General features: G+C 39.6%; 21 protein-coding genes and 1 pseudogene. 11 read left to right on the top strand and 11 right to left on the bottom strand.

Going from position 1 to position 21554, the window contains the following annotated elements:
* Positions 1–37 precede the first annotated feature (37 nt).
* The 10 genes and pseudogenes from DR017_RS07765 (at position 38) to DR017_RS07805 (ending at position 10685) form a co-directional block, all read left to right on the top strand.
* Entirely contained in the window at positions 38–2275 is a 2238-nt protein-coding gene (locus DR017_RS07765) for a GH92 family glycosyl hydrolase (protein ID WP_002677786.1), read from the top strand.
* Positions 2276–2356: 81 nt separating this feature from the next.
* On the top strand, positions 2357–2965 hold the full coding sequence (locus DR017_RS14340; protein ID WP_232501543.1) for a hypothetical protein: 609 nt from the start codon (positions 2357–2359) through the stop codon (positions 2963–2965).
* A 13-nt stretch (positions 2966–2978) separates the two neighbouring features.
* Positions 2979–3293 carry a hypothetical protein gene (locus DR017_RS14345; RefSeq protein WP_002677704.1) on the top strand — a complete coding sequence of 105 codons (315 nt, stop codon included), beginning with the start codon at positions 2979–2981 and terminating at the stop codon, positions 3291–3293.
* 80 nt (positions 3294–3373) lie between these two features.
* Positions 3374–4153 (top strand): hypothetical protein, encoded by a 780-nt coding sequence (locus DR017_RS07775; protein ID WP_002677862.1) that lies wholly within the window; start codon positions 3374–3376, stop codon positions 4151–4153.
* Between the two features lie 67 nt (positions 4154–4220).
* Complete coding sequence (locus tag DR017_RS07780; protein ID WP_002677719.1) at positions 4221–5474, top strand: WG repeat-containing protein; 1254 nt, start codon at positions 4221–4223, stop codon at positions 5472–5474.
* Positions 5475–5481: 7 nt separating this feature from the next.
* Positions 5482–7641 (top strand): annotated as a pseudogene (locus tag DR017_RS07785) (PepSY domain-containing protein).
* 26 nt (positions 7642–7667) lie between these two features.
* Positions 7668–8315 (top strand): CBS domain-containing protein, encoded by a 648-nt coding sequence (locus tag DR017_RS07790; protein WP_002677700.1) that lies wholly within the window; start codon positions 7668–7670, stop codon positions 8313–8315.
* A gap of 33 nt (positions 8316–8348) precedes the next feature.
* Entirely contained in the window at positions 8349–9092 is a 744-nt protein-coding gene (locus DR017_RS07795; protein WP_002677873.1) for a porin family protein, read from the top strand.
* 18 nt (positions 9093–9110) lie between these two features.
* On the top strand, positions 9111–9869 hold the full coding sequence (locus DR017_RS07800; protein ID WP_002677655.1) for a porin family protein: 759 nt from the start codon (positions 9111–9113) through the stop codon (positions 9867–9869).
* 18 nt (positions 9870–9887) lie between these two features.
* On the top strand, positions 9888–10685 hold the full coding sequence (locus tag DR017_RS07805; protein WP_002677945.1) for a porin family protein: 798 nt from the start codon (positions 9888–9890) through the stop codon (positions 10683–10685).
* 6 nt (positions 10686–10691) lie between these two features.
* Here DR017_RS07805 and DR017_RS07810 read toward each other — a convergent pair whose 3' ends face one another.
* The 11 genes from DR017_RS07810 to nrfH all read right to left on the bottom strand — a co-directional run bounded on the left by DR017_RS07810 (position 10692) and on the right by nrfH (position 19910).
* On the bottom strand, positions 10692–11411 hold the full coding sequence (locus DR017_RS07810; protein WP_002677746.1) for a 3'-5' exonuclease: 720 nt from the start codon (positions 11409–11411) through the stop codon (positions 10692–10694).
* The gene (gene trmB, locus DR017_RS07815; RefSeq protein WP_002677913.1) at positions 11411–12091 is read right to left on the bottom strand and encodes a tRNA (guanosine(46)-N7)-methyltransferase TrmB; all 681 of its coding nucleotides are present in this window, start codon (positions 12089–12091) and stop codon (positions 11411–11413) included. Before trmB ends, DR017_RS07810 begins: the two co-directional genes overlap by 1 nt.
* 51 nt (positions 12092–12142) lie before the next feature.
* Positions 12143–13102 carry a cation diffusion facilitator family transporter gene (locus tag DR017_RS07820; protein ID WP_002677740.1) on the bottom strand — a complete coding sequence of 320 codons (960 nt, stop codon included), beginning with the start codon at positions 13100–13102 and terminating at the stop codon, positions 12143–12145.
* A 354-nt stretch (positions 13103–13456) separates the two neighbouring features.
* On the bottom strand, positions 13457–13900 hold the full coding sequence (locus DR017_RS07825) for a hypothetical protein (RefSeq protein WP_002677920.1): 444 nt from the start codon (positions 13898–13900) through the stop codon (positions 13457–13459).
* On the bottom strand, positions 13897–14430 hold the full coding sequence (locus tag DR017_RS07830) for a glycoside hydrolase family 73 protein (protein ID WP_002677912.1): 534 nt from the start codon (positions 14428–14430) through the stop codon (positions 13897–13899). Before DR017_RS07830 ends, DR017_RS07825 begins: the two co-directional genes overlap by 4 nt.
* Positions 14427–14696 carry a hypothetical protein gene (locus tag DR017_RS07835; RefSeq protein ID WP_002677681.1) on the bottom strand — a complete coding sequence of 90 codons (270 nt, stop codon included), beginning with the start codon at positions 14694–14696 and terminating at the stop codon, positions 14427–14429. The genes DR017_RS07830 and DR017_RS07835 overlap by 4 nt, the downstream gene beginning before the upstream one ends.
* Before the next feature lie 156 nt (positions 14697–14852).
* The gene (locus DR017_RS07840; RefSeq protein ID WP_002677888.1) at positions 14853–15434 is read right to left on the bottom strand and encodes a DUF502 domain-containing protein; all 582 of its coding nucleotides are present in this window, start codon (positions 15432–15434) and stop codon (positions 14853–14855) included.
* 239 nt (positions 15435–15673) lie between these two features.
* The gene (gene ccsA, locus DR017_RS07845; RefSeq protein WP_002677844.1) at positions 15674–16468 is read right to left on the bottom strand and encodes a cytochrome c biogenesis protein CcsA; all 795 of its coding nucleotides are present in this window, start codon (positions 16466–16468) and stop codon (positions 15674–15676) included.
* 24 nt (positions 16469–16492) lie between these two features.
* Positions 16493–17716, bottom strand: a complete 1224-nt coding sequence (locus DR017_RS07850; protein ID WP_002677692.1) for a cytochrome c biogenesis ResB family protein — start codon at positions 17714–17716, stop codon at positions 16493–16495.
* A gap of 84 nt (positions 17717–17800) precedes the next feature.
* Positions 17801–19267, bottom strand: coding sequence for an ammonia-forming cytochrome c nitrite reductase (gene nrfA / locus DR017_RS07855; protein ID WP_002677854.1), 1467 nt, complete (start codon positions 19265–19267; stop codon positions 17801–17803).
* 25 nt (positions 19268–19292) lie between these two features.
* Positions 19293–19910 (bottom strand): cytochrome c nitrite reductase small subunit, encoded by a 618-nt coding sequence (nrfH, locus tag DR017_RS07860; protein WP_002677702.1) that lies wholly within the window; start codon positions 19908–19910, stop codon positions 19293–19295.
* A 182-nt stretch (positions 19911–20092) separates the two neighbouring features.
* Here nrfH and DR017_RS07865 point away from each other — a divergent pair, with 182 nt between their 5' ends.
* Complete coding sequence (locus DR017_RS07865) at positions 20093–21448, top strand: alginate export family protein (RefSeq protein ID WP_002677810.1); 1356 nt, start codon at positions 20093–20095, stop codon at positions 21446–21448.
* Positions 21449–21554 lie beyond the last annotated feature (106 nt).

Below are 21554 nucleotides of genomic sequence, written 5' to 3' on the forward strand. Positions count from 1 at the left end.
ATTTGTAGCCTGATTAACCATTTAGAGTTCTAAACGAATGAAGAAACTACTTTCTTTTGCCACTTTGTGGGTGGCTTTATCACTACACGCACAACAACCTGTGGATTATATCAATCCACTGATTGGTACTTCTAACTTTGGTGCTACGCACCCTGGCGCAATTGCTCCCCGCGGTATGCTTAGCATTTCACCTTTCAACGTGGCTTTCGATACTACGGGAGTGAAAGCTCCGCTTGAAAAAGATAGTCGATGGCTTTCAAATCCTTATGTAAATGAAAATAAATTCTTCACGGGGCTTACTCACGTGAACCTCAGCGGGGTGGGCTGTCCTGAATTAGGGGTGATTATCGCGATGCCTACCACTGGTAAATTGGAGGTAAATCATCTAAAATACGGCTCTACTTACCAAAAAGAAATCTCCAAAGCTGGTTATTACAGCAATTTCCTTACTAAATACAACATCAAAACCGAAGCTACTGCTACCACCCGCGCAGGCATTACTCGCTATCACTTCCCTAAAGGAGAAGCTAATTTGCTCATCAATCTCGGACTCGGACTCACCAACGAAAAGGGCGCGATGCTGAAATTCGTATCGCCTACCGAGGTGGAAGGAATGCGTATGGTAGGGACTTTCTGCTATAACAGTCCAGAGCTGGCTTATCCGGTGTATTTTGTAGCTAAAGTGAACAAAGTAGCCCCTTCTTATGGCGTTTGGCATACGCCTGAAAAACACCAAGGGGTAGAAGCCCAATGGATGTGGTACAACGGCGACACCCGCCTCAAAGAACAATTCGCTCGCGAGGTAGTAGGTGATAGTATAGGGGCGTATTTCCGTTATAAATTTGATAAAGAGGAAGTCGTGGAACTCAAGATGGGTATCTCATACGTGAGCATAGCCAATGCCCGTGAAAACCTTGAAAAAGAAATAGGCAACCGCACTTTCGACGAGGTGTATGCCACCACACGCCAAACGTGGAACGATGCCCTCCGCGCTACCGTAGAAGGCGGTACCGACGACCAAAAAACCATATTCTACACGGCTCTGTATCACGCGCTTATTCACCCCAATCTCCTCAACGATGTGAATGGTGATTACCCTGAGAGCAAGACTAACAAAATAGGCAAAAATCACCAGCGTTATACGGTGTTCTCGCTTTGGGATACCTATCGCAATTACCACCAATTGCTCACCCTGCTCTACCCCGAACAGCAACTGCAAATGGTGCACACGATGCTCGACATCTATAAAGAAAGCGGTTGGCTACCCAAATGGGAACTCAATTCTACCGAAACCTTTACGATGGTAGGTGACCCTGCGAGCATAGTATTAGCAGATACTTACCTGCGCGGTCTCACCGATTTTGATATACAAACAGCTTACGAGGCGATGCTAAAAGGGGCAAATACGCTTGAAAACAACCCTATACGCCCAGGAGTGAAAGAGTATTGGAAATTGGGCTACCTGAGTGTAGATGGAGGGGTAAGAGGACCTGTATCTACTACCCAAGAGTATAATGCTGCTGACTTTGCTATTGCGCAAATCGCTAAAAAATTAGGCAAAAAAGCCGATTACGAGAAGTTTAATAAACAAGCCTATTCGTATAGGAAATTATTCGACAAAGAAACCCATTTATTGCGTCCGCGTCACGCCAATGGCAAGTGGTATGCGCCTTTCAACCCCGAAAGTGGAGCTAACTTTGAAGAAAATGTAGGCTATATAGAGGGCAATGCGTGGCAATACGTATATATGGTAACCCACGATGTAAAAGGAATGATCAAGCTAATGGGCGGTGAAAAACCTTTTGAAAAGCAACTCGACCATATTTTCGACAGTAAACAGTACGATATGGCAAACGAACCCGATATTGCCTATCCGTATCTCTACAACTTCCTTAAAGGCAAAGAGTGGAAAACCCAACAGAAGATAGACCAACTCATCAATGAGTATTTTCAAAACAAACCTGCGGGACTCCCAGGTAATGAAGATACAGGGGTAATGTCGGCTTGGCTCATTTATGGAATGGCAGGTTTCTATCCTATTACTCCTGCTGAGCCTAACTATACTTTCACCTCGCCTAAGTTTACTAAAATCACCCTCAAACGCAATCCGCAGTACTATCCTGCTGGTGATTTGGTAATAGAAAGTAATGCTTCGCCTGAGAACATTTACATTAAGAACATTTACATCGACGACAAACCTTACAAATCCTATTTTATCAGTCACGAGACACTGAAAAATGCTAAGAAAATACGGTTTGAGTTAGGTAAGAGATAAGAGATAAGAGGTAAGAAAAACCACCGCTGGCGCGAGCTTGTAGCTCGTGCCAATAAATTAGTAAATTGACAAATCAATAAAATGAGTATAATTACAGATTTTAGTAACAGACGAATGTATTTTTGGCGTGGATACTACTTTGGAAAAGAGGGTATTTGGTGTCAGGATTTTGATAAAGAAAAAGCATTTTGTGTGTTAAAAGACTCTTTGTACAAGGATTATATGGTTAGAGCAATAGCTGATAACGGAAAAACGATAGCTGTTTCTCGTAATATTGGCACTAATGAACCATTACTTATGGTTGATGTTGATAAAAAAACTATAAAAAATACCATTTCTAATCATACTTTTATCTATCCTTGTCTTGATAGAGAAGGCAGCAAAGTGTTTTCAGTAACTAAAAGCGATATTTATAAGAATATTTATGGAAACCCTTTTTGTGTAGATGCCGAAACGGGTAAAGTAATAGCTACTCTCGACGAAAAAACACAATGGGGTAACACTGCTTATCATCCTGAGAGCAATTCGGTGTATTTTAGTGCTTTCAAACAGCCTAATCTGTACAAATTCAACTTTGATACACTTGCGTTCTCAGCCGTACCTACTGATAAAAAAATACGTATATTTGATTGTAAAGTAGCTTGCGACAACAAAGGTTACTACTATTTAGGCAGTAATATCTTGCAGTAATATCTTAGTGTATATGAACAATGAGGACGAGGAAGTTTGGCGCATCAATTTTAAAGAAAAAGAAAAACTTAGTGGCAAAACACTCTTTTCAATATGTCTTTCTGATAATCCTGATTACATAGCGGTCTATTTGTTAGATGGCAATTGGTTGTTCATCGTCAATCGCAATGATTTTTCATATAAGAAATATAAATTAGGAAGAGTAGGGTTTAGTGAGTTTTTCAACAATTCATTGCTATTTATATATAAAAATGACAACTTTAGCACACTCAATTTAGAAACATTAGAAGAGAAGCCTTTTTTACCCACCGTTGGCGCGAGCATATAACTTGTACCAAACAAATTAATCACCATTGCATCACTCCAAGTTCCTCAAAAAAGTTTAAACACGTTTTGATAACAATAATAATGATCATACAAAAATTCCTTTATAGATATGTTATATACCTAGTTTCAGTATTTTTTATATCTTGCAATAGCCAAAATAAGAATACTCACACAAATAATCAAAATAATTCTTTACAAAAGCTGAAAGATACTATCATATTAGATGGCTCAACAGAAGGAGAACAAATCTATTTATATATCAATAAAATCACTCTTGATTCTATTATAGAGAGTGAAATTTTAGGTGAAACAGGAAAGGAGAGGTATTCATTTACCTTCAACAATCAACTAAAAAAAGCTAATCATATTCTTTATTCTTATGAAAAACCTATATATCTTTCAAAGAATATAAAACTTAAGGTGAGTAAAGAAGAAGATTTATATTCTTCTAAAGAAGTAAAACAAAATTTAAATAAAAAATTTATGTTATATCATAATATCCTTTTCCGAAAAAAGATAGATTGTAAATGGTTTGGAAAATACACTTTAACACTCAATCAAAATAATGATGATTGGAGAGAAATTTATGATATTAAGATTGATATCTCAAAAGATTCTATAGTTTATGAAGCAAAAGGATACCAATTATATCAGAGATTTCTATTATCTGGAATCTCGAAAAAAGATACTTTATTTTTGTATATTAGCAATATAGAGGACAATATAGGAGGTGTTAATTTTGACGAAGAATCCAAAATTATAATGAAAGGAGAACAATTCTTTATAAAAAATGCGTATATTAATTCCTTATCAAAAAAAACTAATTCATCTTATAAATTAGAAAAAGAGAGACATAAGTAATTCACTGCTGACGCGAACTTGTAGCTCGTGCCTAACAAATTAATAAATCAGTAAATTAAAAAACACAATGAAAAAAATCCATTTTTTATTAAAATTAACCTTGCTGTTGTGTGGCTTTACGGGGTTGGCACAACCTAAATACTTTATCTTTGAAGAAAAGGGTAAGTTAGGATTGGTAGATTTGCAGGGAAAAACAGTGTTAGCCCCTACTTTTAATTCTATAGAAGAAAAACAACCATACTTCTTTGCTTGTAGTAAAACAAAAGGCTGTTCGGTGTATAACGAAAATTTACAACTCGTTCTTAAAGGGGGTTATAACTCTATAGAACTTGGCTGTGAAGGTCAATTTATTGTTAAGAAGAATGGAAAGTATGGGGTGGTTTCTGAAAAAGGTGCCGTAATCTTGCCCTTAAAATACAACAAAATAAACTCTAATAAAAATGGCTATACCGTAAAACTTAATGAAAAAGCAGGTCTTTTTAACTCTGAAGGAAAAGAAATTATCCCTATAAGCTATCACTGGGTTTACACCAGTAAGATAGATGACAATATTCCTATTGTAGCAGAATTGAACGACAACAACGCAGGATATATCAATACTAAAAATGAATGGGTGATACCTCCTACTTATCAATATGCATTTGATTTTCAACAAGGTGTAGCTAGAGTAAAAAAAGGTAGAAATTATATGTATATCAACCTTAAAGGAGAACCTGTTATTCAAGATTTTGATAATTATGTGATTCAAAATTATGTGATTGAACCTTCTGACAACACTTACATAGTAGGTGTGCGTAAGGAATGTAAGTATATGGTCTATGATTTGAATGGTAATTTATTAGACACCTATGATGGTTTTATAAACAATTGGAGTGGTAATGCTATTTTTGGGGTTAAAAAAGGGGGTAAATGGGGCTATATAGATGGCTATGGCAAGGTAATAGTTCCCTTTGAATATGAAGAAGTTAATAATTTTAGCGAAGGTTTGGCTTCGGTACGCAAAGATGGTAAATGGGGGTATATCAATCCAAAAAATGAGGTAGTGATTCCGATTGAGTTTACTAATAAGGAGGTCGGCTCCTTTAAAAATGGGGGGGCTGAATACTATACTGATAGAGGTGTAGGACTTATCAATCTGAAAGGAGAAATAATAGCTGAACCTAAATATGATAGTATAGAATACGTAAATGGAAATATTGCTATAGTATCTTTTAATGGTTATAACTATCTATATGATTTTGTAAAAGAAAAGAAACTCAAACGCCTTAGAAAGGTGAAAATACATAAAGGCTTTATAGCTGTTGAACCAATATGTAACTAATTGACAAATGACAAGAAAACTTCACCTCATATTTTCCCTGATAGCAGGGGTATTCATATTGCTGGGGGCTCTCACGGGGGCTATCTTAGCAGGTGAATCGGTGTATAACCAAACGTTACCTTACAAAAGTGCAGCGTTTGAAAGCACTACCCTTGCCCAAACCATTGCTGTTTTAAAGGAAAAGAATATAGATGCGCTCAAACTCACTATCGACCGCAATCACTTTGTGCAGGTGGAGACGACTGAGGGCGAAAAACTCTTTATCCATCCGCAATCGGGGGAGGTAATCCAAGGGGATTATAAGCCCTAGAAGTTTATACAGTTCGTCAAAACGCTACACCGCTCGCTCTATATGGGCAAAACGGGACGGGTGATTATGGGAGTTACAGCTTTGTGTTTGTGTGTAGTAGCCTTGTCGGGTATATGGCTCATCGCTCGCAAACAGCAACGTTGGAGCAGGTTCTTCCACAAACTTCCGCAAGAAAAATTCTACAATCATTACCACAGTGCGCTGGGGCGCTGGGCGCTCGTGCCTATCTTTATCATTGCCCTCACGGGGGTGTATATGACGCTCGAAACAGTGGGAGTGTTTCCTAAGTTCAAAGCCGAACACAATTACGATGTTAGCACACTACAAGAAACACCCGCAAAACCCGCTAAAGACTTCCCCGTTTTCCAAGTGCCTCTCGCCGAAGTGCGCCAAGTGGAATTTCCTGCTTTTGAAGATGTAGAAGAGGTTTATAAAGTAGATTTCATCGATAAAAATATAGTAGTCAATCAGTTTACGGGCGAGGTAATTAGCACTTCCACCTCTCCTTACAAAGGTTTGGCGTATTTGGTGCGCACCCTGCACATCGGCAAAGGGCATTATCTCTGGGCGACTGTCTTGTTGCTCTCGTGTGTAGCGCTGTTGTTCTTCCTCTACTCTGGCTTTGCGATGACCCTCAGAAAACGAAAGAAAGGCATCAATAATCCGTTTGATAAAAGCGAATGTGAATATATCGTGTTAGTAGGCACTGAAGGAGGTACTACCCGCAAATTTGCCGTTCTTTTCCATAACGAACTCCTCCGTTTGGGCAAGCGTTCCTACCTCACCGATATGAATGCCTACACTCGTTTTGCTAAAGCAGAGCAACTCATTGTGTTTACTTGCACTTATGGCGATGGCGAGGCGCCTATCAATGCGACTCACTTTGCGCATTTATGGGCAAAATATCCCCCCTCACAACCTTTGGCGTATAGCGTACTCGGCTTTGGCTCTGACACTTACCCCGATTTCTGCAAATATGCCAAAGAAGTAGACCAAATACTATCGGCTACTGCACAAGCTGAATGTGCGCTGCCTTTGCATACCGTAAACGACCAAGATTTCAGTCAGTTTAAAGCGTGGGCAACGGCTTGGGGTATGGCGCAAAAGCTCTCTTTGGCTTTGCCTGATGATTTCAGCGTACAACCTCAGCACAAACCGCTCACTTTCACCGTAACAGAGAAAACCCCCGTAATGGACGACGATATTTTCCTAATAGCGCTACGCCCTTCCAAAAAAAGTAGTTTTGTCTCCGGCGACCTCTTGGGCATTACTCCTGAAGATGGGCGCGAACGACTCTATTCGGTTGCCAAATACCAAGGAGATGTGTGGTTGAGCGTAAAGCTACATTCACAAGGGGTGGTGTCTAACCTGCTGAACAATTTGCAAATAGGCGATACATTGCAAGCTGCTTTGGTAGCCAACAAACACTTCCATTTTCCTAAAAAAGCATCTCAAGTGGTGTGTATTGCCAATGGTTCGGGGATGGCGCCCTTTATAGGAATGATAGCCGAAAACACTAAAAAGAAACCTATCACCCTGATATGGGGTTGCCGTCGTGAAGCCTCTTTGGAAATCTACCGCCCTTATATAGAACAATTTACTCGAGAAGGAAAGATAGCCAACTATTGGCAAGCCCTCTCGCGTGAAGGGGACAAATTCTATGTGCAGGACATCTTGCGAAGAGAAGCTCCTTTCTTTGCAGAACTCCTTAAAAACAAAGGAATTATAATGATATGCGGGTCGGTTGCAATGGAGAAAGCAGTTACTGAAGTTTTGGAAGCTATTAGTAGAGAACATTTAGAAAAACCGCTGAGTTACTACCAAAACAAAGGACAAATCAAAACGGATTGTTATTGATTAGATAAGAGATAAGAGGTAAGAATATGACAACACATTTTTTATATATAGACCCCAATACTTCGATAGAGGAAGTGAATTTGCTTTTTGAAGCCCACTCGCTTTCGGCTTTGCCCGTGTGCGAAAACAATTCTTTTATAGGGGTACTCCGCAAAGAAGCCGTGGAAGAAGCTGCTAAAGAGGCGTTAGTAAGTGATTATGAGTATGCGCTTGAACACTATTTTATACCTTCAACGGCTACGTGGGATGCTGTGGTAGAGGCTTTTGCGCTCTATCAAACCGATATGTTACCGGTAATCAATGAGGGAGGAGATTTTATAGGCTACTATCATTTAGATGAGTTTGTATTACAATTCATCGAAACTCCTTTTATACAAGAAGCTGGCTATGTGCTTATCTTGCAGAAAGATACTCTTAACTATTCACTTGCTGAAGTTAGCAAAATCGTAGAGGAAAATGGAGGAAAACTTTTAGGGCTTTATCTCTCTAATCGCACAGAAAACAACGTGCTTATCACCCTAAAAATCACCACCAACCGACTCTCGGAAATACTACAACACTTCCGCCGTTATGGTTATGGTATCCTCACCGAAAAAGAAGATGACCACTACCGGAAAGAACTGAAAGACATCGCTGATTACTTTGAAAAATACTTAGACTTAGGTAACAGATAAGAGATAAGAATAATTTTTAACTAAATATATAGTATGAAACGTTTTTTAATTACCGTTGCTTTTTTGAGTGTTACTACATTCAGTTTTGCGCAAACCGCAATAGGGGTGAAAGTAAATACACCATTACATACTTTTAATTTTTTCAACGATCTCACCTCTAACGAAAGTTATGATATTGAGATTTATCCGCGAATTGCTGCTTTTAATTCAGGTGTATTTGCGCATTTCCAACTCGCCAAACGTTGGGCATTACAAACAGAAGTGCTTTATCGCCGAGAAACATTGTCATTCCGTCCTAAAAATAGCACTTGGGATACCGAAGAACGCCCTTATTATGAGTTTGACTACTTAGAAATCCCTCTTATGATGCAGTTTGAGGGCAAAAAATCCGTTAGAGGATTTACACAGTTAGGTTTTTCACCCAAAATCAGTACAAGAGCTGCTTTTAGAGATAAAGGAAGTAAAGAAGAGGTGCAAGATATGAAATACTATTTTGGCACAGGACAACTACACATCAATTTCAATATAGGAGGAGGGTTGATCGTAGAACGCCCCAGATGGTTGTTGTTCGCCGAAGCACGTTATTCAGTTAATCTCACCAAAATGGCAACGAATAGCAGTTCGCCTTATTTAAATTTCATAGAAGCGAGAAATCATACCTTTACATTTTCGTTAGGCGCAGGCTATAAATTCTCTAAAAAGAAAAACGATACTCCTCCTACTGAAGAAATCGTAACTCCTACTGAAGAAGTAAACCAAGAACCCATAACCGAATAATCTTTCACTAAATATATTATGAAACGCTTTTTAACTACAATTTTATGGTTTTGCACTGCTTACTTTGGCTTTGCGCAAACTGCGATAGGGGTAAAAGTAACTGACCCACTATCGGCTGTTAGCTTAGCAGCTCCTCTATATACAGCAACCAATGTTGATCTAAAAAACTACAATGCCTTTGTTAGCCTTGGAGGCTTTGTTCGTATTCCTCTAAAAGAACATTGGGTTTTACAAAGTGAATTGCTTTTTAAGCACGAAGCTGTGCGTTTTAGAATAGAGAATAGCAGCAAAGATTCTTATTATAGGTTTGAATATTTGGACGTGCCTTTCTTAGTACAATACGAAGGCAAGAAAGCTATTAGAGGCTTTGGTTTTGTAGGTTTTTCACCTAAAATTCTCATCACTTCTTCTTTTTATGATGACTCTAAGAGTGTTACTTACGGAGGGAGTTCGCAATTCAACACAGTGATGATGATGGGACATATAGGAGGAGGTGTGCTATTTGAGCGCCCTAAATGGATTTACACAGTTGATGCTCGTTTTTCTACCAGCATAACAAACTTAGCTTCGGGAAGCCGTACAGAATATATCAATTTTGATAAAGCGAGAACATTTGTGTTTGGCATTTCGTTAGGTGCAGGCTATAAATTCTCTAAAAAGAAAAACAATACTCCTCCTACTGAAGAAATCGTAGCTCCTACTGAAGAGGTAGTAACTCCTACTGAAGAAGTAGTAACTCCTACTGAAGAAGTAAATAAGGAACCTATAACCGAATAATCTCTAACTAAATATATTATGAAACGCTTTTTAACTACAATTTTATGGCTTTGCGCTGCTTATTTGGGCTTTGCGCAAACCGCGATAGGGGTGAAAATCAATAGCCCTGCAAGTACTTTTACGATTATTACTCCTATACAATCAATGGAGGGGTATAATGTGGAGTATTTTGGAAAGACAGGCGTAGTGAACTCTGGGTTATTTTTGCGAATGCCTATCAAAACTCACTTTGCTTCACAAATAGAATTGATGTACAAGCGCGAGGCAATTCCGTATCGCCCTGAAGGCTCTGATTTAAAATTGCAAGACCGCCGTCACATTCGTTTTGATTACCTAGAAATGCCTTTCTTATTGCAATTTGAGGGTAAGAAATGGTTTAGAGGATTTGGACAAATAGGATTAGCTCCTAAAGTTTTGCTTTTGGCATCGTATTCTGAAAAACAAAACAGTGAAAAGTTCAATATGACACAATATTTCAATAAAATATTGTTTACTTTTCACGTAGGTGGAGGAGTGATGTGGGAGATACCTAAATGGATATTCACTGTTGATGCTCGTTTTTCTACGAACCTTACCCCTATCACCGATCAAGAACACGTTCCTCATCTCTATTTTAAAGATGCTAAAAGTTACTACTTCGCTATTTCTATAGGCGCAGGCTTAAAACTTCCTAAAAACAAAAATGAAGAACCAGCTATTCAAGAGCCGGTATATCCTTCAAATGAAGAGCCCGTATACCAAGAAGTGAAAGAAGAGCCTATACCTCAAGAAGCGAAAGAAGAGGCTGCTCCTCAAGAAGTAAAAGAGGCTGAATAACACTTATTATCTTCCTAAAATCAGGATTTCATCATCATCTAAAAGGGTATCATTGCGGAATCGCAGAAGAATTTGCGCAACCGTAATGGTATCTTTTTCGCAATAAGTAGCTATACGCTCAATATCACCTTCGTTGTAGAAGACATTGCGCACTTCGCTGCCATCAATATCGTCTTTAGGGGAAGGAATGCCCAAAATATGAGCTAAGAGTTTCAGTGAAGTATAGTGTTTGTAATCGCCGAACTTCCACATTTCCATCGTATCGAGATGAGGGATTTCCCAAGGCTTTTTGCCAAAGAGTTGTAGTTTTTGCGGAATTTCTATCCCGTTGATAATCATACGGCGGGAGATATATGGAAAATCGAATTCCTTGCCGTTATGAGCGCAAAACAATTTATTAGGGCGTGAAAAATGTTCGTTTACTAATCTGCCGAAATCTTCTAACAGATTCTTTTCTTCTCCTGTGAACGAGGTAACCCTAAAGGTGCGTTGCTGATGCCGGAATGAAAAATACCCTACTGATATGCACACAATTTTTCCAAACTCAGCCCAAATACCTGCGCGGTCGTAGAACTCTTCGGCAGAGAACTCTTCCTTGCGTTGGTAACGCGTTTTTTCTTCCCAAAGCATTTGAGTTTCAGCCGACAATTCGCTGTACTGCTGGTGTAACGGTACAGTTTCTATATCCAAAAAAAGTATGTCGTCTAAGTTGAGTTTGTGGAGCATTACTGTTTTTTTATCTGAAAACGAATATAGGTAATGGGTTTACCTTGTTCTAAATAGAACTGTTCATAGAAGGTTTTAATTTCGGTTACTTCTGTAGGCACGCCATCGCTGTTGTAGATATTGTGATTCGCATAGAGCACTTTATGTCCTGCTCCATGTAACAAGCCTAAGGTATAACCGTGCATAAACTCGCTATCGGTTTTGAGGTGCACATAGCCATCAGGGGCGAGGATATGCTCGTAACGCGCGAGAAAATCGGCGTTTGTGAGGCGGTGTTTGGTGCGTTTGTATTTTATTTGCGGATCGGGGAAAGTAATCCATATCTCACTCACTTCACCAGTGGCAAAGCATTTTTCGATGAGTTCTATTTGAGTGCGGAGGAAAGCTACATTGGCAATATTTTCTTCTATAGCAGTTTTAGCTCCTCGCCAAAAGCGCGCTCCTTTGATGTCTATTCCTATGAAATTCTTCTCAGGATGGCGTTTGGCTAACCCTACTGAATACTCGCCTTTGCCACAGCCCAATTCTAAAACTATAGGGTGATTGTTCTTGAAATAGAGTTCATTCCAACGTCCTTTATAAGGAAAAGCATCGGTGAGGACTTCCTCACGTGAGGGCTGAATTACATTGGCAAAGGTTTTATTTTCTTCGAATCGTTTGAGTTTATTTTTGCTTCCCATAGGTAAGTGAAAAGTGAATAGTGTTAGGGCGGCAAAGATAGCAATATTTTTTTAATTACAGTTTTCTTCTTTGCAATGGCAATTTTCGGTATCTATTTCAAAGGTGCTGTGGGTAATACCTTCGTGAGAAAGGGTGTGTTTCAGTTCTGCTTTGATGGTCATAAATTCTTTTAGCGTAATGCATTCTTTGAGTACCAAATGTGCTGTTAAAGCATTTTGCGCACTACTGAGCGCCCATATATGCAGGTGATGTACGCTCTCCACCATAGGGTGTTGTTCTATCAATTGCTGAATGTGAGCTTGGTTTATATTCTGAGGAACACCGTCTAAAATGAGTTTTACACTTTCCTTTAAAAGTCCCCAAGTAGAGAAGAGAATGACAATTCCCACCATAAAACTACTGATAGGATCGGCGATATACCAACCTGTGAAGTACATAATTGCTCCTGAGACAATCACCCCTACTGACACTAAAGCATCGAGTAGCAGGTGCAGAAAAGCCCCTTTAATATTGATATCGGTTTGCTGACCTTTATAGAAAAGAAAAGCCGATACCCCATTGATAATCACCCCTATGAAAGCTGTAATCATAATAGCAGTTCCTGCCATTTCGGGTGGATTGGAGAGACGTTCAAAAGCTTCGATAAAGATTTTTATCACAATGTATATCAACAGTACTGCATTGATAAGTGAGGCGAGGATGGAAGCCTTTTTGTAACCATAAGTGTATAGCTGGGTAGCAGCACGGTGAGTGAGCTTCAGTCCAATGAGAGAAATCACCAAACTGGCGACATCGCTTAAATTATGACTGGCATCAGAAATAAGTGCCAGCGAATCAACTCTAAAACCTACTATAAATTCGATAAGGGTATAGAGCAAATTCAAGCCTATACCTATATAGAAGGCGCGATTCAACGCACTTAAATCGGTTATTGTATGATGGTGGTGGTGATCGTGATGATGATCGTGATCGTGGTGATGATCGTGATCGTGGTTGTGTGAATGTTCCATAATAGTAATTTTAGGTAAGAGATAAGAGGTAAGAATTGGGGCAAAGTTACAAAATTATTTAGAAACAATCTCTGTTTAGAGGTGTTTTTTCATAGCCTAACCTCCGCTGGAGATGTTTTGGAGAATCTCAGAGAATCTTAGAGAATCTCAGAGAATCTTGGAAAATCTCGGAGGTGGGAAGGGTGGTGTAAATAGTTTTTTGTGTGTAGGTATGGGCGTTTGCAAAACGCCCATACAATGTAACTAAAAATGATTGATTATTTAGGTAATCAACTGATGATTTAGGAGTTTTTGGAGAATCTCAGAGAATCTTGGATAATCTCGGAGGTGGGAGGGGGGTGTAAATAGTTTTTTCTATTTCTTTAGAATATATTTTTTGTATTGGTAATAGGCGATAGCTACTAAAATAAGTGCGATTAGCCAATAAGTTTTTGGGGTTAGCCCGAAATTGTGTTCTTTTTGTTTGAGTGATTGATGTTGGTGGAAATTCAGTACTTTTTGACGAGCTTGGTGCATTTCTTTCTGTTGCAGGCTGTCGGTGCGCTCACGCAAGTGTTTTACGTGGGTAGTGCTGTGGAGTTGCACTTGGGTATGCCCTGTGCTGTCCTTAAACGCCTCAAGTGTGAGATGTACTTCTTGTAGGCCACTGAGCCATTCTACGGTGTGCAAGACTGCTGTTTGTTGGCGGTAGAGACTATCTATTTGCTCACGTATTTGGAGGGTTTCAGTTTGTTTTAGCTTATGTGTTTTGCAGGAGAATAGTAATAAAAAAGGCAATAAAAAGAGAATTTGTTTCATTTTGAGAGTTGTTTTATGATTTTTTTGAGTTGGGTTGCATAATCGGGGGCAGTGGCGTAGCCTGCACGAGCAATGGCTTCGGCGAATAAGTATGGGTCGGTTTTGACTTTTAGAGCCTCGGCATAGCGTTTGTTGTTCAAGAACAAAAGAGCGTGATCGGTAAAGCAGGCTTCGGGAGTGGAGTATTTTTTGAACCAATCCTTTACCTTATATGTATATTTGCCATCAGTGCGCTTGGTAACGCTTAGCACTTCGGGGAATTTTTGTAATGCAGGGGTGCGCTGATAAGTTTCCCAATCACAAGAGAGCACTTCAGTAGTTACCAATAATTGTCGGTCAGAAGCGGGGATATTGGGTTTAGCTTTTACGCCAAAGAACATATTACCAGGGGCGCGTGTTCCCCAAGCACTTTCCAAGGCTGCTTGTGCCAAAATAAAGAGGTGTGAGATACCTGTTTTGCGTTCAGTTTCGATTGCATAGGGCTTGTAGGTAGCTACAAAAAGTGCGATTTGTTGTTCGTTGTTTGTCATTTTCTAAGTTGTTTTAAAAGGTTTTCGATAGAAGTTTCGAGTTCTTTGATACGTAGGTTAGCCTCTTTAAGGTCGGCAATGGCTTTGGCGTATTTTTCGCCTAAGTCATCAATCATTTCGCGATAGATGTGTATCGCTTTATCTACATTGTCTAATTCGCTGGCTTGTAGTTCCACGCGTTGTTTAGGGCGACCGAAGAGCCAGCCTGCCCATCCTGAGAGCAAAAGCCCTACAAAAGTGATGAATTGTTCTTTGAGAAGTTCCATTTTCTTTTTGATTTATGATGCAAAATTGAGGAGTTTTGAAGAAGTGCACAAATAGTTGTAACGAGTGGTTACAAGATTGTAACAAGGGAGAAGTAGGGAATAAAAAAGCGCGAGCTATGAGCTCGCGCCTTTAATCATTAGGTATTCTTTAATGAGTTATCCTTTCTTAATCGTTGTAATTCCGCCACTTAGAGCAAATTCCATCGCTTTTTGGGCAGTAAAGCCTTCGGCGGGTTTTACATTCTCGGCAGAAGTAACAATCACCCAACCCGAAATAGCATACGAATGGGGCAAATATACGCTCACCATTCCCTCGAGATTGACAAAATCCATTGATGGCTGGGTAAGAAAACCTATGCGCCATACTTCGGGGGTTTCGTTTACACGTACCCACACTGGATTGGAGAACTTGCGTTTATCGCCTACAAATGACGCTAAGACATCTTTGATAGATGAATAGATGATTTTTACCCCAGGGATATGTGCCACCAAATAATCTAACAAACCTACCAATAGTTTCCCTAAAATGAGTCGGCTACCTATAAATCCGATGATGGCTGTGCCTAATAGGACTAATGCGAACACTAACCCTGGGTAATCTTTAGAGAGGTCGGGGACGAGGTTATCAACACTTTTGAATATCGACCAAATAATCCAAATAGTAGCACTGAGAGGTCCTATGATAAGTATCCCTTGAAAAAAGTATTTGATAAAAGTACTAAAATAGTGTTTTTTCATTGTTGTAATTTGCTGATTTTGCTAATTTAATCATTGGCTGTAATGCAAAAATAGCACTATTTTCCTAAATAGGAAAATTTTTCTTGCAAGGGAGAGTTTTTGGAGTTCTCGGAGTTTTCAGAGGTCTCTGGAGCGATTGAAGTTTTTGTAGTTGCATAAAATTAGATTGTGGATAGAATAGATTAAATTGTTTTATACAAAAAAAGCTGCTAAGTGGGGTACTTAACAGCTTTTATTATTTATCCAGAATAGGTATGTACACTCATTTGTGCCGTTGGCAAGTAGTTTACACCAAACCAGCAAACAAGGAGTAGTATAAAGGCAATTCCTACGATAAGGAAACTCTGAAAAGGTTTCTTTTCTTTGTGATTGTACTTATGGTGGAGATATACCAAATAACCAAGCCAAGTGATAAATGCCCAAGTTTCTTTAGGGTCCCACGTCCAATAGTGCCCCCACGCTTCTTTTGCCCAAAGGGCTCCAAAGAGCAATCCAAAAGTGAGAAATACATAACCTATTTTTACAAGTTGGTCGATGACAGTAAAGATTGATTGTACTTCTTGTCCTTTTTTATAGCGATAAATGCCATAGAAAGCGGTGAGTGAAGCCATCCCTAACATTGCATAAGCAAAGATATACACGATTACGTGTGGAATGAACCACACGCTCTGCAAGGCAGGCATTAAGGCTTTGTTCATTGTATCGGGGTGGGTATAGGTAAGTACTATAAATACAATCCCCATTACAGCTGAATAGCTGAGCATCCACTTTTGGCGATAGAGCCAATAGATGGCACAGCCTATGAGTCCCATAAAGAATGCGTACCAAATACGTGTTTCGGCAAGGGTGCGCAAGGGCGGACGATCTAAGTTTTGCCACAAGGCAACAATAAAGACTCCAATGGTTAGGGTAGCTACTAAATGAGCTGTAATACTGAGGTTTCTAAGAGCTTTACTTTTACTATAGATAAGCGTTCCGGAAAGTAACCATAGGGCTACTGAAATATATGTTATAAGATTGAAATAATGCCACATAGTTTAGAAAATAGGAATTAGGAGTTAGGAATTAGATGTTTGTTTTTTAGTTTTTACTTCAAAGAGGAGGGCAATACCTCCGGCAAGTAGTAAGAAAATTCCTACATAAACGACAGGTAACCAAGGGTCGGAGATGAGTTCGACGACACTGAGTTCTGACCAGCGCCCCATACGTTCATCGTAACTCAATTGGTAAATGCGCCAACCACCTACGCTGATAGGGTGGTTTACTTCTATTTTTTCTTCGAGTACTTCGTTTATATGATCTTTTTGATATATCAATACATCGGATTGGAATTTGCGTGCTTCGGCAGGTGCCATTACCAAGGTATGTTCATCATCTAAATGAATGGCACGAGGTGAGAATTGGAAGTTACCGGCTGAAATCCAATCGGTTTTCTTTTTGTGAGTACGAAGGTCTTCTACGGTTACTTTGGCTGCATTGGTCGCACCCCACATCGTGTGATTGACATAAGTACTATCGGTATCGGGGATTGCCTTTTCGAGGTATTGGTGAAGAGTAATTTTCCAATTCAGCAGGGTCATACTCTCACCTTGTTTTTCGAGCATAAAGCCTATAGGTTTTTCGTGAGGCAGTGCCGAGCCTGTACTATCGATAACAAATAGTTTATTAGGATAAATATCTATACTAAACTCTTTGAGTTCCATAGCGATAGGCAGTTGTACTACGCGATTATCATCGGTAGTTGCACGCCATTCGAGTTTATCCTTATAAAGGTTCATTTTCAAGCGAATGATGTCGCCTTGCCCTAATACCCCAGCAAACATTGTAAGCCATAAGCCAAAGTGATTGAGGAGGAAAGGAATGTTTTTGCGTTGATAAACCATTGAGCGTTTGAGGATAGAAAACCAGAGGTTCATCAGTGCTAATACGAAAACGATACCAAAGTACCAAGTTTTGGTAAGGTCGTCTAATCCTAATTTGCCTAGAAAGCTATTTGCTACTTCTTGAGGATTCACATTGATACTCCCCAAGCCGATGGTGAGTATTCCAAGAGTTGCAACTGTAACAATTGCAAAAGGCGCCGAAGAAAAGCGCACGATGAAGTTTGTTTTTCTAAAGATAAAATATACAGCTGTAGTGATTACTACGAAGGCAAAGCCTTCTATCACATTGTAAGGAAAACTAAACCAACTTTTGCTGATACTTCCTAAGGTAAGTTGCAGTATCAACCCTATGATAAGGGACACACACGCAACCAAAATAGCGAAAGGATATTGTTTCATTAGTTAGGTAAGAGATAAGAGGTAAGAAATAGGGGCGAATTGCCATTCGCCCCTACATCGTTATTTATTATTGGTGATTTGTTATTATTTTTGGGTTACTAAGCGTCCTTTTTCTTTGGCTTCTTTAATCCATTTAGGAACGATAGTTTCTAAGAATTTTTTCTTAGCAGCTTCTTCTTTAGGGATATCTAGACCAATTTCTTTTTGAGCTTTAGCTTTAGTGCTGATATCAGGCATTACGAAAGCTGTTTTGATGTTTAGTTTTTCTTTAAGCACATCTAAATTATTTTCAGCTTGATAAGCATAGATAAGACCATCGCTAAGGAGGCGTTCAGATTCGATAGGAGCGTGGAAAGCGGCACCGTGTGAAGAGTGTACCATATCCCAACGCCATTGTGATTTGCGGATAAGTGCCAAAGTAGGTTTCATTTGTTCTTCAGTAGCACCGTTATCCCACAAGAATTTAGCTTTGAAGTGTACTTTAGCCAATTGTTTTTCGAGTTTCATACGCATACCATATACAGCATCTTGGCGATCATATACGTTTTTCACCAATTCTTCTTCACTTTGGCGGTGACAAGTTTGGCAACTTGCAGACACGTTACGCAATGGACTGCTGATTTGGTGATCAGAGAATTTTACAGCACCATCAGTTTTGTAAGGCATGTGGCAATCGGCACAAGAAACGCCACGTTGTCCGTGGATACCGAGTTGAGAAAGTTCATAATCAGGGTGTTGTGCTTTGAGGATAGGAGTACGGCTAAGAGAGTGAACATAGTCAGTCCAACCTTCTTTATCGTAATATTCTTCCATTTTTTCAACAGTCATTCCTTCATCCCAAGGGAAAGTAAGATATTTTTTATCACCTTTGAAGTAGTACTCTACGTGGCATTGAGCACACACGAGAGAGCGCATTTCTTGGTGAGTAGCTTTATTGATGTCACGACCTTGACGTTTGAAAGCTTCTTGTAAAGCCAATTGTTTTACTTGTAATTTCATAGTTTTGGTATCGTGGCAAGTAGCACAACCGATAGGGTTTACGATTTGGCTACCCCATTGATCCCAAGGAGCACTATAGTAAGTTTCAGCACCTACTTCTTTCATAAGGCGAGGCACATCAGGGCTTTTACAAGTCCAGCAAGTACCTGGTTGAGGAGAGTGGGTAGAATCGGTAGGCGCACCAGTACGGAGAATTTTGGTAACATCCTCAATAGCGTGCATGTGTCCGCGAGGAGCGTTGTATTCCTTAGAGAAAGCATAACCAGCCCAAAGGATTACCATTTCGGGGCGCAAAGCGAGCAAATCATCATCTTGACTGCTCATATACCTAGAGCGGAATGTAGTGTCGGCAGTTGCTGCCCACGAAGCGTATTCACGAGGATAGAACGGTTCAAAGAGCTCGTTTTTGCATTCCTGATCGGGGAGGTTATTACCGCCTCTTGCGATAAACTGAGCTTCTGTAGATCTATTCATTATTGAATTAGCCAATAGTCCTAATAAAAAGGTAACTACTGCTAATAAACCTGCAATTAACCAATGTTTCTTTTTCATCGCTGTATAAATTATATTTCGTTTTTTAATTTGTTGATTTTTCTTTATTTTTAACCATATTATCAAGCCATTCAGGGGTATTGTTTGGCATATTACTAATAATAGGTACGGGTGAATGAGGAGCTGCATTAAGTCCGCGTACACGGCTGTGAGGTACTTCGCGGTGGCAGTCCCAGCAGAGTCGCCCGTTATCGGCGTGAGCCATTTCGGCAGTTACCTTTCCTGCTTGTACTTCACTTACCAAAGTACTATGGCAGCGGATACAGTTTTCTTGTACTACCTTTTGCCCTGGAGAGTGCATTTTAATCACTTGAGGTTCCAAGCGGAAAGTGAACATCGTGGCGTGGCGTAGACCGTCGTTCGCTTTGAAATAGTATTTGCGAAAAACGTTGTCGTGAGGCACGTGGCAATCGTTACACACGGTATTGCGACCGTGAGAGGAGTGCATCCACGTAGCGTACTCAGGCTCCATAATATGGCAGTTCACACACGCCTTGGGGTCGTCAGACAGATAGGAGTGCGCTTTGGATATATAAAATATGTATCCGCCAAGCCCTATCAATATCCCTACTAACGACGGAATCAAGAATCGAAACCATCGTCCTTTTTTAGTAGATTGGGTGTTGTTATTTGTTGTCGCCATTATATAAAAAATAAATTTTCGTTGTTTTTCGTTGCAAATATAAAATAGTTTCCTTACATTTGCAAATGAAAACGAAAGAATCTATATACTTTATTGTAAGTCTAAATAAGGGAAGTTTGTTTTTTATTCATTTTCAATATATTAACATCTTTTAAATGTAAATAATTCAAAAAAATATACCGATGAAAAAACATTTATTATCAATTTTTGCTTTAGGTACAGCTTTCGTTTTGTACCCTACTTTGGCAACTGCTCAAGAAGAGTTACCACCACCTCCACCAATGGAAGAAATGGCTCCACCACCACCTCCAAACGAATTTACACTATCAGCACAATTGCGTCCGCGTTTTGAGTACCGCAACGGAGCTTACAAACCTATCCAAGATGGTGAAGCACCTGCCATCCTTACTAACAATCGCGTTCGCTTGAATTTTGACTACAAGCACACCGACCGCCTACACCTATATATATCACTACAAAATGTGAATGTATGGGGACAAGCACCTCAAATACAATCATTCGATAGAACTGGTGGTATGTCGGTTTTCGAGGCTTATGCCGAATTCCCTCTTGTTAATACCCTCAGTGCAAAAGTAGGTAGACAAGTGATTGCGCTGGACGACGACCGTATTTTCGGGTCTCTTGATTGGCACCCTGCAGGTCGTAGTCACGATGCTGTGAGCTTGAATTGGAACGCTTGTGACCAATGGACACTCCGCAGCTTCTTTGCTTACAACCAAGGAATTGCTTCAGGAACAATGGATGTAAACACTCCTAATGGAGTACATTTCCAAGGAGGACAAGCCTACCAACACCTTGAAGCAGTTCACTCTCACCACAAATTTAGCGAAGACCAAAAATTATCTCTCTTGTTTGCTAACTTAGGTTACCGCGTTAATAATGGTACAAACTATAATATACAAACATTTGGAGCACACTACACTGGCAAAAGTGACGATTTGAACTATAGCGCTTCTGCTTATTTACAAACTGGTAAAAATGCAAAAGGACAAGACAAGAGCGCTTATATGTTTGCAGTGAATGCAGGCTACAAGTTCTCTCCTATTTTCAGTTTAGCAGCTGGAGTAGACTACCTCAGTGGCACAGCTACTCCTTCCTCTAACACAACGGATAAAACTTTTGATCCATTCAGTGGTACCAACCATAAGTTCTATGACTTTATGGATTATTACTATGTAGGTTTTACTCCTTCTGCAGGTTTGCTTAATCCTTACCTTACTGCTAATGTACGCACTGGTGAGAAGAGCAACCTCAGCGCTACTTTCCACTATTTTGCACCTGCTGCTAAGTTTGAAACTGACAAAAAACACAGCAGCTATGGCAGTGAAATCGATTTGGTGTATAACCTAAAAGTACAACCTTTTATCGGACTACAATTAGGTTACTCTACTTACTTTGCTAATGATGGCACTAAAGCCCTTAAATTTGGTAATACTTCTACTAAAACACGTGGTTACCAAGATTGGTTTTGGTGCAGCTTGAACATCAATCCTAAATCATTCTCAGTGATGTTCTAAAAACAACTAATATTTATATAAAAAGGATAGCTTTCTGTGGAGAGCTATCCTTTTTATTTTTCACTCTATCTATTATGATAAATATTGAATGAGCAAATAAATTTTG

Source organism: Capnocytophaga sputigena, from assembly GCF_900446695.1.
Lineage (GTDB): Bacteria > Bacteroidota > Bacteroidia > Flavobacteriales > Flavobacteriaceae > Capnocytophaga > Capnocytophaga sputigena.